This window comes from Stenotrophomonas sp. Ste86 (assembly GCF_024519465.1).
In the GTDB taxonomy this organism is placed as follows: Bacteria; Pseudomonadota; Gammaproteobacteria; order Xanthomonadales; family Xanthomonadaceae; genus Stenotrophomonas.
Genome location: NZ_JALJRW010000007.1, coordinates 27,425 through 43,891, shown reverse-complemented (window position 1 = coordinate 43,891; position 16,467 = coordinate 27,425). Strand labels below are relative to the sequence as shown.

General features: G+C 67.4%; 11 protein-coding genes. 7 read left to right on the top strand and 4 right to left on the bottom strand.

What is annotated here, in order from left to right; all coding sequences use genetic code 11:
- Positions 1–457: 457 nt before the first annotated feature.
- Positions 458–1,858, top strand: coding sequence for a DEAD/DEAH box helicase (locus tag NR101_RS08865; protein WP_256775309.1), 1,401 nt, complete (start codon positions 458–460; stop codon positions 1,856–1,858).
- Positions 1,859–2,115: 257 nt separating this feature from the next.
- Here the strand turns inward: NR101_RS08865 and NR101_RS08860 are convergent, their stop codons facing one another.
- Both NR101_RS08860 and NR101_RS08855 read right to left on the bottom strand, forming a co-directional pair.
- Positions 2,116–4,680 carry a M14 family zinc carboxypeptidase gene (locus tag NR101_RS08860; RefSeq protein ID WP_256775396.1) on the bottom strand — a complete coding sequence of 855 codons (2,565 nt, stop codon included), beginning with the start codon at positions 4,678–4,680 and terminating at the stop codon, positions 2,116–2,118.
- Between the two features lie 90 nt (positions 4,681–4,770).
- Positions 4,771–7,422, bottom strand: a complete 2,652-nt coding sequence (locus NR101_RS08855) for a TonB-dependent receptor (protein ID WP_256775308.1) — start codon at positions 7,420–7,422, stop codon at positions 4,771–4,773.
- A 188-nt stretch (positions 7,423–7,610) separates the two neighbouring features.
- On the opposite strand from NR101_RS08855, the gene queD reads away from it, so the two are divergent.
- Positions 7,611–7,964, top strand: coding sequence for a 6-carboxytetrahydropterin synthase QueD (gene queD, locus NR101_RS08850; RefSeq protein ID WP_256775395.1), 354 nt, complete (start codon positions 7,611–7,613; stop codon positions 7,962–7,964).
- Positions 7,965–8,147: 183 nt separating this feature from the next.
- Positions 8,148–8,504: a phasin family protein gene (locus tag NR101_RS08845; protein ID WP_256775307.1), complete on the top strand. Its 357-nt coding sequence runs from the start codon at positions 8,148–8,150 to the stop codon at positions 8,502–8,504.
- A gap of 301 nt (positions 8,505–8,805) precedes the next feature.
- Here NR101_RS08845 and NR101_RS08840 read toward each other — a convergent pair whose 3' ends face one another.
- Both NR101_RS08840 and NR101_RS08835 read right to left on the bottom strand, forming a co-directional pair.
- Entirely contained in the window at positions 8,806–10,275 is a 1,470-nt protein-coding gene (locus NR101_RS08840; protein ID WP_256775306.1) for a HAMP domain-containing sensor histidine kinase, read from the bottom strand.
- A complete protein-coding gene (locus tag NR101_RS08835) occupies positions 10,272–10,991 on the bottom strand; it encodes a response regulator transcription factor (RefSeq protein WP_256775305.1) in 720 nt (239 codons plus the stop codon). Before NR101_RS08835 ends, NR101_RS08840 begins: the two co-directional genes overlap by 4 nt.
- A 149-nt stretch (positions 10,992–11,140) precedes the next feature.
- Here NR101_RS08835 and msrB point away from each other — a divergent pair, with 149 nt between their 5' ends.
- The 4 genes from msrB (at position 11,141) to NR101_RS08815 (ending at position 16,348) form a co-directional block, all read left to right on the top strand.
- Positions 11,141–11,647: a peptide-methionine (R)-S-oxide reductase MsrB gene (gene msrB / locus NR101_RS08830; protein ID WP_256775304.1), complete on the top strand. Its 507-nt coding sequence runs from the start codon at positions 11,141–11,143 to the stop codon at positions 11,645–11,647.
- Between the two features lie 36 nt (positions 11,648–11,683).
- Positions 11,684–13,456, top strand: coding sequence for a cytochrome c biogenesis protein DipZ (locus NR101_RS08825; RefSeq protein WP_256775303.1), 1,773 nt, complete (start codon positions 11,684–11,686; stop codon positions 13,454–13,456).
- A gap of 16 nt (positions 13,457–13,472) precedes the next feature.
- Positions 13,473–14,213, top strand: a complete 741-nt coding sequence (msrA, locus tag NR101_RS08820) for a peptide-methionine (S)-S-oxide reductase MsrA (RefSeq protein WP_256775302.1) — start codon at positions 13,473–13,475, stop codon at positions 14,211–14,213.
- 716 nt (positions 14,214–14,929) lie between these two features.
- Positions 14,930–16,348 (top strand): PLP-dependent aminotransferase family protein, encoded by a 1,419-nt coding sequence (locus NR101_RS08815; protein WP_256775170.1) that lies wholly within the window; start codon positions 14,930–14,932, stop codon positions 16,346–16,348.
- The last annotated feature ends 119 nt before the right edge of the window (positions 16,349–16,467 follow it).

Genomic DNA, 16,467 nt, shown 5'->3' with positions numbered 1-16,467 from the left:
CAAGTGTAATCAAATGCGCGGTCAATCCAAGTCGCACTGCGCCAGAACGACGATAGCCCATGCGAATGATGCTGGGGTGGTCGCCCGCGAAGGTCGCCCGGCCAACGGCCGGTCGCTACGGATTGCGACGGGCGCCGGGTAGCTCCGGATACTTCGGCGCTGGCGTCTCCAAGCTGAACAGGGGGATTTGGTACGGAACTCAACTATCCGCTAGACTATGCCGGTCTGCAGCGGCCGTCCGTTTCCCTTCGGGATCGCCGGCGATATGGATCATCGATCCGTCGCCCGCCCCCACTCCGACGCCATTCGTCATGCATACCAGTCTGCGCACCGCGCTGGCTGCACCCAATTCTCGCAGCGCGGTTTACGGGAACGCTCCGAGTCAGCCGATCACTCTGATCTGCCTCGCGTCCGGCCATTCGGCCTGGCGTTACTTTGTCTTTGGAGCTTCCACCCGATGTCTTTTGAATCCTTGGGCCTTGCCCCGTTCCTGCTGCGCGCGTTGGCCGAGCAGGGCTACGACACCCCCACTCCGATCCAGGAGCAGGCCATCCCGCTCGCCCTGGAAGGCCGCGACCTGCTGGCCGGCGCACAGACCGGTACCGGCAAAACCGCCGCGTTCGGCCTGCCGCTGCTGCAGCACCTGGGCACCAATCCGCAGGCCGTTGATGGCCCGCGCCGTCCGCGTGCACTGGTGCTGGCCCCGACCCGCGAGCTGGCCACCCAGGTGCATGACAGCCTGCGCGGCTACAGCAAGTACCTGCGCATCCCGAGCGCCTGCATCTACGGCGGCGTCGGCATGGGCAACCAGTTCGACGTGCTGCGCCGTGGCGTGGACCTGCTGGTCGCCTGCCCGGGCCGCCTGATCGATCACATCGAGCGTCGCAGCGTCGACCTCTCCGGCATCGAAATCCTGGTGCTGGACGAAGCCGACCGCATGCTCGACATGGGCTTCCTGCCGTCGATCAAGAAGATCCTCGCCAAGCTGCCGCGCCAGAACCGCCAGACCCTGCTGTTCTCGGCGACCTTTGAAGAGAGCATCAAGCAGCTGGCGCTGGAGTTCATGCGCAACCCGGAGCAGATCCAGGTCACGCCGAAGAACACCGTTGCCGAGAACATCAGCCATCGCGTGCACCCGGTCGATGGCCCGCGCAAGCGCGAGCTGCTGCTGCACCTTCTGGCCCAGGACAGCCGTGAGCAGACCCTGGTGTTCGGCCGTACCAAGCATGGCTGCGACAAGCTGGCCATGTTCCTGGACAAGTCCGGCATCAAGACCGCGGCGATCCACGGCAACAAGAGCCAGGGCCAGCGCCTGCGCGCACTGGGCGACTTCAAGGCTGGCCGCGTGACCGTGCTGGTGGCGACCGACATCGCCGCGCGCGGCATCGACATCAACGAGCTGCCGAAGGTCATCAACTATGACCTGCCGATGGTGGCCGAGGATTACGTGCACCGCATCGGCCGTACCGGCCGCAACGGTGCGACCGGCCAGGCGATCTCGCTGGTGGCCCAGGACGAAGCCAAGCTGCTGCGCCAGATCGTGCGCCTGCTGGACAAGGACATGGACATCCGCGATGTGCCGGGCTTCGAGCCGCAGACCCCGATCCGCTGGGGCAACAGCGCGCCGGGCAAGGCCGAGCTGCCGGGTGGCGATCGCTCGCCGCGCAAGCACGCACGTCGCCCGCACGCCGAGGCCCCGCGCCACGCCCATGCCGGCCCGAAGAAGGCCGGCGGCGCTCAGCGTGATGGCGCCGGCCGCGGTGCACCGCGCGGTGGCCAGCCGCAGGGCCAGCGCCGTGGCGGTGGCAATGCCGCTGGCGGCCGCAGCCAGGGCGGCGGTGGCGGTCGCGCCAGCTGATCCGTTCGCGGACCGGTTGAATTGAAAAGGGCGACGCTTCATGCGTCGCCCTTTTTTTGGTTTGCATCCGGGCCGTAGAGCCGACCGTTGGTCGGCTGCTCTTCGTTCGGGTGTCCTGATAGCCGACCAACGGTCGGCTCTACGTGGGATCGCGATGGCCGACCGTTGGTCGGCTGCTCTTCGTTCGGGTGTCCTGATAGCCGACCAACGGTCGGCTCTACGGGTGGCCGCCGTTGCCTTGCGATGGCGGCGTTGCGTTACCCGCGCGGCTTGCTCGGGTTGAGCTGGTTGCCGAAGAAGATCGCGTTCAACAGCAGGCGCTCGGTGCCGTGCCAGTACTTGCGGTGGGCCGGATCATCGGCGAACAGCACCACGTTGCCCTGTCCCTGCGGGGACACCAGCAGCCACGCGGCACCGGCGACGCGGCTGCGGTTGCGCTCGGAAAGGTAGCCGTTGACCTTGGGCGCCTCGTCGATGCGCACCACGGTGGAGAACGGATTGCGGCTGGGCTGGAAGCTCAGGCCGTTTTCCTTGTTCACCGCAAGCTGCCGACGCGGCACGCCGAAGCCCAGCGGATGCGTGTTGTCCACGTCCGCGCTGAGGATGTTGCCGCTCACCCGCTCGATGGCTGCGATGTCGCGCTGGTCGCCGAACGCACGTCGGGCGCCTTCCGGCTCCTTCTCCTCCGGCCCCAGCACTTCGTCGCTGAGCTTCTGCTCGATCGCCCAGCGCGCGGCCGTGCCGTAGGTGATCAGCGAGCCACCGGCGTTGATCCAGCGCTTGAGCGCCGCCACTGCGGTGGCGTCCACGCCGGCATAGGTACCGCCGGCCAGGACAATGGTGGTGTAGCGGTCCAGCGTGATCTTGCCCAGCTGGGCCGGATCGATCTTGCTGGCCGGCAACTGCAGGTGCTGATCAAGCAGGAACCATGCCGAGCCGATCTCGGTGGCGCTTACGCCCTCGCCCATCACCAGCGCCACCGCCGGCTTGCGCAGCGCCTTGACGCTGTCACTGCCCAGATCGATGCCGCCACGGCTCTGCCCGCTGGACAGCGCCTGGATGTGCACGCCACTGCTGCGTGCGACCGCATCGACCGCGGCAAGCAGCTCGGCACCGGCCAGCGGCTGGCCCGCGACCGGCACCACCACGCTGCCATAGCCGAATGACTGCTCACCCTGCGCGGTGGCCGCGGTGAACGGCTGGAAGGCCGCGCGGGTCACCACGCCCTTGGCCTGCAGCGCATACAGCGCGCGGCTGGCGTTGTAATCGCGCCAATCGAACACGTAGGCGTAGCCCGCCTGACCGCCGACCACGCCACCGTTGGCGGCCGGTACGCTGGCCACGCGCTCGCCACCGGCAATGCGGCTGCGGCTCGCGGCGAAGGCGATGCCGTAGGCCGGCGCGATCGCATAGGAGGTGCTGCCGTAGAACACATCGCCCTTGATCGGCGGGGTGTCGGCGAAGATCGAATGCACGAGGCGGAACTGCGGTTGCGCGGCCTGGACGACGTACGCGCTGCCCGGCTCGAAGCGCTGCCCCTCCACGGTGACCGGGGCGCTCAACGCCTGCACCGTGATCTGGTGCTGCAGCAGCAGATCCAGCAGCCGCTGGGTCAGGCCCGGATCGGCCGCGTCGCCGAACACGAAGGACTTCACCGGCTGCTGGTTGGCCTGCTTCAGTGCGGACTGGAAGAAGTCCTTCTGCAGCTTCAGCAGCCCATCGCGCTCGGTCACTGCGCCGCGCACCGTGCCCAGTCCGGTCGCCACCTGGTTGCGGATGGTGAAGCCGAAGGTCAGCAGCCCGTTGGCCGATTCCTGCACGCGGCCGCGCGAGCTGGCCTGCTCCACGGTCACGCCGACCGCACCATGGAAATCCGGATAGGTGGAGCCGTACACCGGCGAGAAATTGTCGAAGTTCTCGCCCGTGTAATACAGCGAGCCCAGTGCATCCAGTGCCTGCGCGTGGTACTTGGCCAGGGTCTTGTTGAACTCGTACGACGATGCCGGAATCAGCGGGCTGTGCATGCTCGCCGGTGACGGCTCGAAGTAGTAGGTGCTGTCCTTGCCCATCTCGTGGAAGTCGATCTGGACGTTGGGGTACCACTGGTGGAAATAGGCGATCTTCGGTCGCGTGTCCTGCTGGGTGAGGGCCAGCCAGTCGCGGTTGAGGTCGGTGAAGTAGTGGTTGGTGCGGCCCTGCGGGAACGGCTCGACGTGCTCCTTGTCGGCCGGATCGGGCGAGGCCGGCGAGGACGCATAGGCGTTGTGCCAGCTCGCCGCGCGGTCGCGCCCGTCCGGGTTCTGCGCCGGATCGAACAGCACCACCGCCTGCTGCAGCCACTGCGCGGTCTCCGCGCTGCGGTTGGCGACCAGGTAGTAGGCGGTGAGCATCGCCGCTTCGCCGCTGGAGGTTTCATTGCCGTGCACGCTGTAGCCCAGCCACACCACCACCGGGCCGCTGCCGGCGGCCGAGAGCGGCTGCGCCGGATCGGCCAGGGTGACGTGCTGGCGACGCAGCGCGTCCAGGTTCTGCAGGTTCTGCGCCGAGGTCACCGTGGCGATCAGCAGCGGGCGGCCCTCGTAGCTGCGGCCGATTTCTTCAACCTTGATCTTGTCCGAGTGCTTGGCCAGTGCGTTGAAGTAGGCCACCAGCTGATCGTGCCGCGTGTAACGGCTGCCGATCTCATAGCCGAGAAACTGCTGGGGCGTGGGCACGGCCGGATCGAAATCACCGCCGGCCGGGAAGAAGTACGCGCTCTGCGCGGAGGCAGGCGCAGCGAGCACAGACAGCACCAGCGCCACCCAGGCGATGGGAGAGAACAGACGACGTTGCAAAGACACAGCGATTCCCCGAAAGACGGGCCGGTTCCTTCCGGCCCTGTGGATACGCACGCTCCGGTGCGCTGGATGAGGTCAGAAGCGGTAGTCGAAGCCGACGGTGAAGTAGCGGCCGCGCAGGTCGTACTGGCTGAAGTCGTACGGCGCGCGGATGCCCGGGAAGGACGCGTCGTACGGCGGTTCCTCGTCGGCCAGGTTCTGGATCTTGGCGTACAGGGTCAGCTTGTCGATGCCGGTGTAGCCCAGGTACAGATCGAACTGGCTGTAGGCGTCCACGCGGTCCTGCACGGCGGTGGCCGCTGCGCTGGCCTTCTGGTCATAGCCGCTGGTGTAGTACCAGGTGAGCGCGGTGCGGAAATCGCCGTAGCTCCAGTCGAAGGTGGAGGTCGCCTTGTTCTTGGGCAGGGTCGCGCCGAGGTTGCTGCCGGCGTAATCCACCAGCGGGCCACCGACCACGGTCGGGCGGCTGTAGTTGCGCACGTGGGTGAAGGCGGTGCCCAGGCCGAAGTCGCCGGCCTGCGTGGTCGGGAAGCGTTGGCGCAGTTCGACATCGAAGCCGGAGGTCTTCAGCTCACTCAGGTTCTGGTAGCGGTTGAACACCGCCAGCAGCTTGCCGCGCTCATCGCGGCTGACCGCACCCGGCACGTTGTCGGTGACCAGGGTCTGGGTGTTGTTGGTGCCCACCAGGTTTTCCAGCTCGATGCGGTAGTAATCCACGCTCAGGCTGGTGTTGGACCACGGCGAGAGCACGATGCCGGCATTGAAGCTCTTGGTGCGCTCGGGCTTGAGATCGTTGTTGCCGACAGTGAAGAAGGTCGGGTTCTGCCGCGAGCCCGGCACGTCCGGGTCGCGCGGATCGATCACGCTGCCGTAGGCGATGCTGGTGCTGTTGGAATTCTCCGAGAGCGACGGCGCACGGAAGCCCTTGGAAGCGGCCGCACGCACCAGCAGGATGTCCCACGGCTGCCAGCGCAGGCTCAGCTTGGGCGAGAACGCATCGCCGAAATCGCTGTAGTGGTCGGCACGCGCGGCCGCCTGCAGTTCCAGGCGCTCGGCCAGCGGCACGTTGACTTCGGCATAGGCGGCGGTGACCTTGCGCTCGCCGTGCACCTCGGCGATCGCCGGGCGGATCTGCAGGCCGGCATCGATCTGCCAGGGGTTGTTGGAGTCCAGTTTCTCGCGACGCCACTCGGCCCCGGCGGCGAAGCCGATCTCGCCAGCCCAGGTGTGGCCCAGCGCGCCGGAGATTTTGGCGTCCACGCCCTGCAGCACCGATTCGGCCGGGCGCAGCGTGCTGATGTTGATCGCATTGAGAACCTCCGGCGACGTCGCGGCCGGATTGAGCAGGTTGTAGCTGCCGCTGGCCAGCGCATCGGCCAGTGCGTAGCGGTTGGCGAAGCCGCCGGACACGGTTTCGCGCTCGCTGCTGCGCGCACCGAACGCGCCCACTTCCCAGTCCCAGTTCTGCAGGCTGCCACGCAGCCCGACCAGGCCGCGGTAGGCCTGCGAGCGGTTGGTCTTGATGGTCGCGCCGAGGTTGAAGAAGGTGTACTCGATCGGCACCGCGCGGCCGTACGGGTTGTACGGGCTGCTGGCCGGCAGGTTGGAGGAGACCGGTTCGGCCAGGCCGGTATCGGCGTTGAGCGCGAAACGGCCGCTTTCCAGGGTGAAGAACGGGCTGCTGCCGAACCAGGACACGCCCTTGATGTCGCTGTAGAGCACTTCACCGAAGGCCTCGACGTTGTCGTTCACCCGGAAGGTGCCGTTGACGTAGGCCTGGTAGCGCTTGGTCGAGGGAATCAGCGTGGTGTACGGCGCCTGGTTGAAGCCGCAGGTGTTGCCGGCCAGGCCGTCGATCGGCGCGCTGGCCACCAGCGTGGTGCCCTGCGGGCAGTTGCCGCTGGCATCGAGCATCGGCACCGACGTGCCATTGACCAGGTAGCGCGCGCCCTTGGCCGACCAGCCGTTCCAGCGCCCGCCAGGCTTGTCGGTGTAGATGCCGGATTTGGTGAGGTCGCGCTGGTCCTGGTCCAGGCGCTCGCGGTTGTAGCCTTCCAGGCTGACCAGGATGTTGTAGCCGTCGGTATCCAGGTCACCGATGCCGCCGACGAACTTCAGGTTCTGCTCGTCCAGCCCGCCCTGGTCGGCGGTGCCGAGGCTGCCACCGAGTTCGGCGCCCTGGAAATTCTGCCGGGTGATGATGTTGACCACGCCGGCCACCGCGTCGGAGCCGTAGACGGCCGAGGCGCCGTCCTTGAGCACTTCGATGCGTTCCACGGCCACCAGCGGCAGCGCGTTGAGGTTGACGAAGGTGTCCGACAGGCCGCCGGCCGGGAAGCCGTAATTGGCCAGACGCCGACCGTTGAGCAGCACCAGCGTGTTCTTCTGCGACAGCCCGCGCAGGCCGATGCCGGCCGAACCGGAGGCCCAGCCGTTGTTGGTGGTTTCGTTGTTGGCGTTGCCGGTGTTGGCCGAGATCGAGCGCAGCAGGTCGGCGACGGTGGCCTTGCCGGTCTCTTCCAGCTGCTGGCGGCCGATCACCTGGACCGGGTTGGCCGACTCGGTATCGGTACGTTTGATGTTGGAACCGGTGACCCGCACGGCGGCAAGGGTCTTGCTGTCGCCGGCGGCATCGGCGGTTGCATCGGGGGCGGCATCGGCGAACGCGGGCAAAGGCGTAGCCAGAGCGGCGGAAAGCGCCGCTACAAGAAGGGTGTGCTTGGGCATGGACTTCAGTGGGGTGGTGGACGACGAGTTCCGCAGTAATCCATGCCTGGCGATGAACCGGCCAATAACATCTCTTCATACGGATATAAGAGAACCTAACATCTCTTCATCCGGATGGAAATGTTTCCGTGAAGGAGCGATGGGCTGTTGCCGTCACCGCCCGGCAGGTCCACCGGTACAATGCGCCAATGGAAATCTTCAAAGTCTTTACCCTCGAGGCTGCCCACCTCCTCCCCAACGTGCCGCCGGGCCACAAGTGCGCGCGCCTGCACGGGCACTCGTTCCGGGTGGAGCTGAAAGTCGAAGGCGAGCCGGGCGAGCACAGCGGCTGGATCATGGATTTCGGCGACGTCAAAACGGCCTTCCAGCCGATCTACGACCGCCTGGACCACCACTACCTCAACGACATCCCCGGCCTGGAGAATCCGACCAGCGAACGGCTGGCGATCTGGATCTGGAAAGAGCTCAAGCCGGCCCTGCCGCAGCTGAGCGAAGTCACCGTGCACGAGACCTGTACCTCCGGCTGCCGCTACCGCGGCTGATCGCACCACGGTAGTGCCGGCCGCTGGCCGGCTCCCAGCGCAACGAGCGCCCTCGGCGCGTTTAAGCAACCCCTTGATGTAAAAGCGGTTTGACTGAAACAAGACCAAACTGGCAACAAGTTGTTGCAATGCAATATATTTGGCGTATGCTGCAGTGCATCAACGTTCTCGAGCCGTCCTGCCATGACGTCCGCGTTCACCGATTCCTTCAGCGCCTACACCCGCCAGCTGGCCGCCACGGCCACGCGTGCCAATCGGCTCGCCCTGGAAAATGCCGAAAGCATGTTCGGGGTGCAGTTGAAGACGCTGGAGAAGAACATCACCGCCACCAGTGGGTTCTTCGGTGACATCGTGCAGTCACGGCAACCGGATACGCTGCTGCCCAAGGGTGCGAAGTTGGCCCGCGACAATCTCGAGCGCTGGACCCATGCCAACCAGGAAGTACTGGGGCTTGGGTTGAAGGCCTCCGAGGCCTTCGGCGAACTCGCCCGGCAGCCGTTCGCGGCCGCCACGCCCGACGCAGGCAAGACGCGCGGCTGAGCAGACACAGCATCGAATTTGCGTGGGTCCCTCCCCCCACGCAATCCCAGACCCGACAGAACCCTCCCTCTGTCGGGTCTTTTTTTGGGCGCGCGTCAGCGCCTCGGTTGTTGTCGCTGACCTGCCCACGATCGCCTTGCCGTTTCCCGCCTGCGGGGAGGAACGCGCCACGTTGTTTGGCGGGTAGTGCCGGCCGCTGGCCGGCTCCACGTAAACCACACGCAGGCTGCGCGTGCAGCCGACCAACGGTCGGCTCTACCAGCGCGCGCGGGCCGTCGACGCAATGTCCCCGCCCCGGGCATCAGCGTGCGGCAGTTGGCAGGGTGAACACGAACAGCGCGCCTTCGCGGCTTTCCATCAGGCGGATGTCGCGGTGGTGAAGTTGCAGGATGCGGTGGACGATCAACAGGCCGAGCCCGCCGCTGTCGGGGCGCGCACTGCCCAGCGCCGGGGGCGTATGGAACAACCCGGCGCGGCGCTCGGGCGCGATGCCCGGTCCGGTGTCGGCGATGGCGACCTGCACCTCGCCGTCCTGCGCGCGTAGCACCACCTCGATGCGGCCGCCTTCAGGGGTGTGGCGGATGGCGTTGTCGAGCAGGTTAGTCAGCACGCGCTCGATCAATGGCAGATCCGCCACGACCGCCGGCAGCCCGGGCGGTATGTCCGCGCTGAGCGTCTGCCGGCGTGCCTGCGCGGCCAGTTCGAATTTCTGGAACACATCCTGGACCAGGTCCGGCAGCGAGAACGCCTGCAGGTCCAGGCTGACCGCGCCGTGTTCCAGCCGCGCCAGTTCGAACAACGCCTGGGCCAGCGCACCGACCTTGCGGCTCTGCGCCAGCGCGATGCCAAGGTAGCGCTGGCGCTCGTCGGCGCTGAGCGTGGCGTCCTTCAGGGCCAGGGTTTCCAGGTAGCCGTGCAGCGAGGACAGCGGCGTGCGCAGGTCGTGGGAAATGTTGGCCACCAGCTCGCGGCGCTGCAGGTCCTGTTCGCGCAACTGCTGCCATTGCTCGCCCAGGCGCTGGCCCATGTGCCCGAAGCTGTGCTGCAGGATCGCCAGTTCGTCGCGCTCACCGGGACGCAGCGGGGTCGGTGGCAGCGGCGTGCCGGCACCGGCGGCGTCCACGTCGAAGGCCTGGATGCGGCGGGTCAGCTGGCGCAGCGGCCGGGTGACCCAACGGAACGCGACCACGCCGGCCAACAGCCCGACCGCGGCCAGGATCGCCAACGACCACAACGTCGTGCGCAGGGTCGCGTTGGCGGCGATGTTGGCGGCCAGCGCCTCGCGCTGCTCGCCCACCAACACCACGTAGATGTAGCCGGCCTGGCGTCCCTGCACCCACAGCGGGGCGGCGTTGAACACCTTGCGGCCGGTGGCGCTGCGCGGGTCGTCGCCGAGGATCGGCAACGGTTCGTCGCGCAGCAGGGCGCGTACCGGCGCCAGGTCCACGCGGTCGCGCTTGAGGTGGCCGTCGGGCGCGTCATGGCCGAGGATGCGGCCCGCGTCGTCGAGCAGGTACACCTCGACGCTGGGATTGACCGCCATCAGCTTGCCGAACAGCGCGCGCACTTCGCCGCCGCGCATGCCGCGCGCGTCCATCAATTCACCACTGCGCGCGATATGTTCGGCCAGCCCGCGCGACAGCCGCTGCACGGTCTCCTGCTCGTGCATGGCGGTGCTGCGCATCTGGATCCACATCAACGCGCCGCAGCACACCAACAACAATGCGCAGAAGACCACCGACAGGCGCTGGGACAAGGTCAGGCGGATCACGCCGCTGCTCCTTCATCGCCGACCAGCTTGTAGCCACGACCCCACACCGTCTGGATGCGCTGCGGGCTGGCCGGGTCGCGTTCGATCTTGTTGCGCAGCCGGTTGATGTGGGTGTTGACGGTGTGTTCGTAGCCGTCGTGCTGATAGCCCCAGACCTGGTTGAGCAGGTCCATGCGCGAGTACACCTGGCCGGGATGGCGGGCGAAGAAGTAGAGCAGGTCGAACTCACGCGGGGTGAGTTCCAGCGCCCGTCCGTCAACCTGCGCGTTGCGCGCGACCGGATCGATGCGGATGCCGGCCACGTCCAGTTCGCCGGCATCGATGCGCGCGTTCTGCGCCATTGCTTCCACCCGGCGCAGCAGGGCTTTGACCCGCGCCACCAGCTCCAGCATCGAGAACGGTTTGGCCAGGTAGTCGTCCGCGCCCAGCTCCAGGCCGAGGATGCGATGCACTTCGCTGGCACGCGCACTGGTGATGATGATCGGGGTGTAGCGCGTCATCGCGCGGGCGCGCTTGCAGATCTCCAGGCCGTCCACGCCGGGCAGCATCAGGTCCAGCACCAGTGCGCTCCACGGCTGCGCCTCGAGCAGGGCCAGCCCCTCGTCGCCGGTGGCGGCGTGGGTGACCTCGTAGCCCTCGTCGCGCAGGTGCATGCGCAGCAGGGTGGCGATGTGGACATCGTCTTCGACGATCAGGACACGCTTGGCGCTGCTCATCGGTGCGGGCGGGCCGGCCAGGAAGGGATGCCCGCATTGTCGGTCGATCCGGGCCTGAATGTGTCACGGAAAATTTAACCCTGCGTGAGGATTCGTTGACCGGCCCGGGCGCAGCATGGCCCCATCGTTCCCGGACCTGGAGATCGGCCATGCGTTACTCCCGTCGCAATGTACTCGGCATGGGCGCCATGACGGCCGCTGCCGGCGTATTTGGTCTGACCGCCTGCAGCGGCCCGGCACCGGCTGCCACCGCCGCCCCGACCCGTCGTTTCGATGTGATGCGCACCGATGCGCAGTGGCGTGAACAGCTCAGCCCGGCGCAGTACGCGGTGCTGCGCCGGCAGAGCACGGAGCGGCCCTTCAGCAGCCCGCTCAACAAGGAGCATCGGCGCGGCACGTTCAACTGCGCCGGCTGCGCGCTGCCGCTGTTCTCTTCGTCGACCAAGTTCGACAGCGGCACCGGCTGGCCCAGTTTCTGGGCACCGCTGCATGACGCCGTCGCCGAAGACCGCGACACCACCTTGGGCATGATCCGCATCGAGGCGCATTGCCGGCGCTGCGGCGGCCATCTCGGCCACGTGTTCGACGATGGTCCACGCCCGACCGGGCTGCGCTACTGCATGAACGGCGTGGCGATGACCTTCACCGCGGCCTGAGCGCCGTTTCTCCCTGCATCCTGGAAGGATCTGTCCATGTTCCTGCTTGTCCTGGCCTACCTCGGCGGCGTACTCACCATCCTCAGCCCGTGCATCCTGCCGGTGCTGCCCTTCGTGTTCGCGCGCTCGGACCGTCCCTTCCTGCGCAGTGGCCTGCCGCTGCTGGTGGGCATGACCCTGATGTTCGCGGTGGTCGCCAGCCTGGCGGCGGTCGGCAGCCAGTGGGTGGCGCAGGCCAACCAGATCGGGCGCTGGGTCGCGCTGGTGGTGATGGCGCTGTTTGCGCTGGCGCTGCTGTGGCCCTCGCTGGCCAACCGCCTGCTCTCGCCGTTCCAACGCCTTGGCGCACGCCTGAGCGCCTCGGCCGATGCGGCCAGCGACGCCGGACGCGGCGGAATCGGTACCTCGTTGTTGATCGGCATCGCCACCGGCCTGCTGTGGGCGCCGTGCGCCGGGCCGATCCTGGGCCTGATCCTCACCGGCGCGGCGCTGCAGGGCGCCAGCGTGGGTACCAGTGGCCTGCTGCTGGCCTATGCACTGGGCGCAGCGACGTCGCTGGCGCTGGCGATCTGGATCGGCGGCCGGGTGTTCGCCGCACTCAAGCAGCGCCTGGGCATGGGCGAATGGATCCGTCGCGCGCTCGGCGTGGCCGCGCTGCTGGCGGTGGTGGCGATCGCGATGGGCTGGGACACCGGCGTGTTGACGCGCTTGTCCACGGTAAGCACGGCCAAACTCGAACAGGGCCTGCTGGATACGCTGCCCGGGCAGCCGCCGGCCGCGGGTGCGGCAATGTCGACGGCCAGCGGCCAGCCGAACGGCGAACTGCCGGTGGAAGGCACCCTGCCCTCCCTCGCCGGGGCCACCGGGTGGCTCAACAGCCCGCCGTTGAGCGCTGAAGGCCTGCGCGGCAAGGTCGTCCTGGTCGATTTCTGGACCTACTCCTGCATCAACTGCCTGCGGGCCCTGCCGTATGTGCGTGAATGGGCCGAACGCTACCGCGACCACGGTCTGGTGGTGATCGGTGTGCATGCGCCGGAGTTCGCCTTCGAACGCAGCCTGGGCAACGTGCAGGGCGCGGTGAAAGACCTGAAGGTCACCTACCCGGTGGCGATCGACAATGATTTCGCGATCTGGCGCGGCTTCAACAACCGCTACTGGCCGGCGCACTACTTCATTGATGCCCAAGGCCGTATCCGCGCGCACCACTTTGGCGAAGGCAATTACGCCCAGTCCGAGCAGATCATCCGCCAGCTGCTGCGCGAAGCAGGCAACACGCTGCCCGACGAACCGGCGCAGGCGATGGCGATGGCCCCGGCGGCACCGCGCGATGGCGTGGAGCAGCAGGCCGACATGCGCAACCTGAAATCGCCGGAGACCTACCTGGGCCATGCGCGCGCGGAGAACTTCGCCTCGCCTGGCGGGCAGCAGCCGGACCGCGCCGCCGACTACACCGTGCCGGCCACGCTGGCCCTGAACCAGTGGGCGCTCGGCGGTCGCTGGACAGTGGGCAATGAGGAAGCAGCGTTGGACGCGGCCGGTGGCCGGATCGCGTTCCGCTTCCATGCGCGCGACCTGCACCTGGTGCTGGCGCCGGCGGTCGATGGCAGGCCGGTGCGTTACCGCGTGCGCATCGACGGCCAGCCGCCGGGCGCGGCGGCCGGTGGCGATGTGTCGGCCGATGGCGACGGCCAGGTCGGCGGGCACCGTCTGTACCAGTTGATCCGCCAATCCGGCGATGTGCGCGAGCGGACCTTCGAGATCGAGTTCCTCGATCCGGGTGTGCACGCCTACGCCTTTACGTTCGGTTGAGCCCTGGAGGCCTTCGATGAAGATCGCAATGGACAAACTGGTTGCCGGCAGCATCGCCGCGGTGATCGCCGCACTGACGGTCACGGCGGTGCTCAGCCTGGACGGCCCGGTGCATGCCGCGCCGGCGCAGGCCCTGGTCACCGTGCCTGCACCGGGCGGCAGTGCCGATTTCAAACAACCCGGCAGGACGCGTGCGCAGGTGGTGTTCGCCGGCGGTTGTTTCTGGGGGGTGCAGGGGGTGTTCCAGCACATCAATGGCGTGGACAACGCGGTGTCCGGCTACATCGGCGGTAGCGGCGCCGACGCCAGCTATCCGCGCGTGGGCAGTGGCGGCACCGGCCATGCCGAGGCGGTGCAGGTGACCTACGATCCGTCGAAGGTCAGCTACGGGCAATTGATGCAGGTGTTCTTCTCGGTGGTGCATGATCCGACGCTGCTGAATCGGCAAGGTCCGGATCGCGGTACCCAGTACCGTTCTGCGGTGTACGCCGATGACGCCGCGCAACGCGACGCCACGCGCGCCTATATCGTCCAGTTGCAGCGCGCCAAGGCGTATGCGGCGCCGGTGGTTACCCAGGTCGACGGCGGCAAGCGTTTCTATGCCGCCGAGGGCTATCACCAGAACTACCTCACCCTGCATCCGGAATCGCAGTACATCCAGATCAACGATGCGCCCAAGGTGGCGGCACTGAAGCAGCAGTATCCGGCGCTGTATCGCGAGAAGCCGAGGTTGGTGTCGACTCTTTCTGCGCGGTGATGCTGTTCTTTTGGAGCGTCGATGTCTGCGGTGCTCCCGCGCTGGGCGGGGGTGTGTGGGTTCGCGGGACACGCCGTAAATCCATCCCTGGAGGCTCGCGTACGCCATCCATGGCGTACGACGGTCCCGCGAACCCACACACCCCCGCCCCAGACAGTGGGCCGGTGGCCGTTGAAAACCCTGGAAGCGCGACGCAAAGACGGCAGGGCTGATGCTTGTAGCTGATGCTTGTGGCTGATGCTTGTGGCTGATGCTTGGCTGTCGCTGTCGCTGTCGCTGTGGCTGTGCTTGTGCCTGTTCGCTGCGCACCAGCCAACTGTCTGGGGCGGGTACGGGTGGGCTTGCGGGACCGTCATGCGCCATGGGTCCGACGCATGCGTCGGACGGGCTGGGCAGGACGCCCAGCCCCGGTCTTGCCACGTGCGCAGGATTGCGCACGTGCGCAAGGCGTACGCGAGCCTACAGGGACGTACTTGCGGCGTGTCCCGCAAACCCACCCGTACCCGCCCAAACCAGCGAAAGCCCGCACACGCCGACCGTTGATCTGGAAAAAAAAGCGCACGGCAAAACACCGCGCCGCCGTGCGCGAGGGAAGGACCGGGGTGCGCGGCGGAGGTGGGCCGGGCGCTGACAGGAGCATGCTAGGCTGCGCCAAGCCGCGGATACAGAGCCAGCGTTTGGCCATCCGCATGGTTACAGATTCCTGCGGGCACCCCATGGCAGCCAACCTCTACCAATCCCTGGCCGATGAAATGGCCGACGCCATCCAAAGCGGCCGGCTGCCCGTCGGTACGCGCCTGCCGTCGCTGCGTGGGCTGGCCGCGCAGCGCCAGCTCAGCCTCAACACCGTCATCGCCGCCTACCGCCAGCTCGAAGACGCCGGCCTGGTGATTCCACGGCCGAAAGCCGGCTTCGTGGTCAGCGCGCGCCTGGCCGAGCCCACCCGCTCGCTGCGCCAGGCGCCGTCGCTGGCCACCACCCAGGCGCAGCAGTTGATGATGGCCCGCGTACTGGCCGCACAGCAGCAGCCCGGCGTTGTCGACCTCGCCTTCGCCGGCCCCCGTGGCCGCCGTTTCTATCCCGGCGACAAGCTGGCGCGCAGCACCGCGCAGGTGCTGCGCCGCGCCGGCATGGTGGAAACCTACGCGCGGCCCAATGCCGCTACGCGCCTGCTCGAACAGATCGTGCGGCGCGGTCCGCGGCTCGGGCTGCACACCAGCGTCGAACGCCTGGTGCTCACCCACGGCGCGATGGAAGCGCTGCAGCTCGCATTGCGTGCGGTGACCCGTCCGGGCGATGCGGTGGGCATTGAAGCGCCGTCGTATTTCAACCTGTATCCGCTGCTGAGCAACCTGGGCCTGAAGGCGATCGAACTGCCCACCGACCCGCGCCTCGGGCTGGACGTGGATGCCGTCGCCGCGCAGCTCGAACGGGGCGCGCTGGCCGCGATCGTGGCCATGCCCAGCGTGCACAACCCGCTTGGTTTCACCATGTCGGTGGCCGAGAAGCAGCGGCTGGCCGCGCTGGTGAACCGTTATCGGATTCCGTTGATCGAAGATGCGGTGTATGCCGAGCTGCAGTTCCAGGAGCCGCTGTCGCCGTTGCTCAAAGCCTTCGATGACGACGGTTGGGTGATGGTGGTCAGCAGCTTCTCCAAGACCCTTGCCCCGGACTACCGGATCGGCTGGCTCGACGCCGGTCGCTTCGCCGCCGACATCCAACTGCTCAAGTTCCAGTCCACCGGCGCCGAACCGCGCCTGCTCGGCGAAGCGGTCGGTGCGTTTCTCGAGGCGGGCAGTTATGAGCAGCACCTGCGCCGGTTGCGGCGTCTGTACAGCGACCAGGTGCGACGCGTGCGCAGCCTGATCGCCCAGCATTTTCCGGCCGGGACGCTGGCCACCCAGCCCACCGGCGGCTTCCTGCTGTGGGTCGAACTGCCCGCCAGTATCGACACCGGCGAGCTGTTCGAGCAGGCGTTGGCCAAGGGCGTGGTGTTCATGCCCGGCCAGGTGTATTCGCGCGGTGCGCGATACCGGCATTGCCTGCGCTTGTCCTGCTGCCAGGAGCTGGACGAGCGCTACGTGGCGGCGATCAGCACGCTGGGCCAACTGGCCTGCGCACTGCGCGGCGAATGAAAACGCCACCGGCCAACACCGCGCGCCAGCCACCCATAGGGTGGCTCTACCCGATTGGGACACTGCCACGGTGGCGTCAGCCACCCATGGGGTGGCGCTACCCGGTTGAGGCCCTGCCA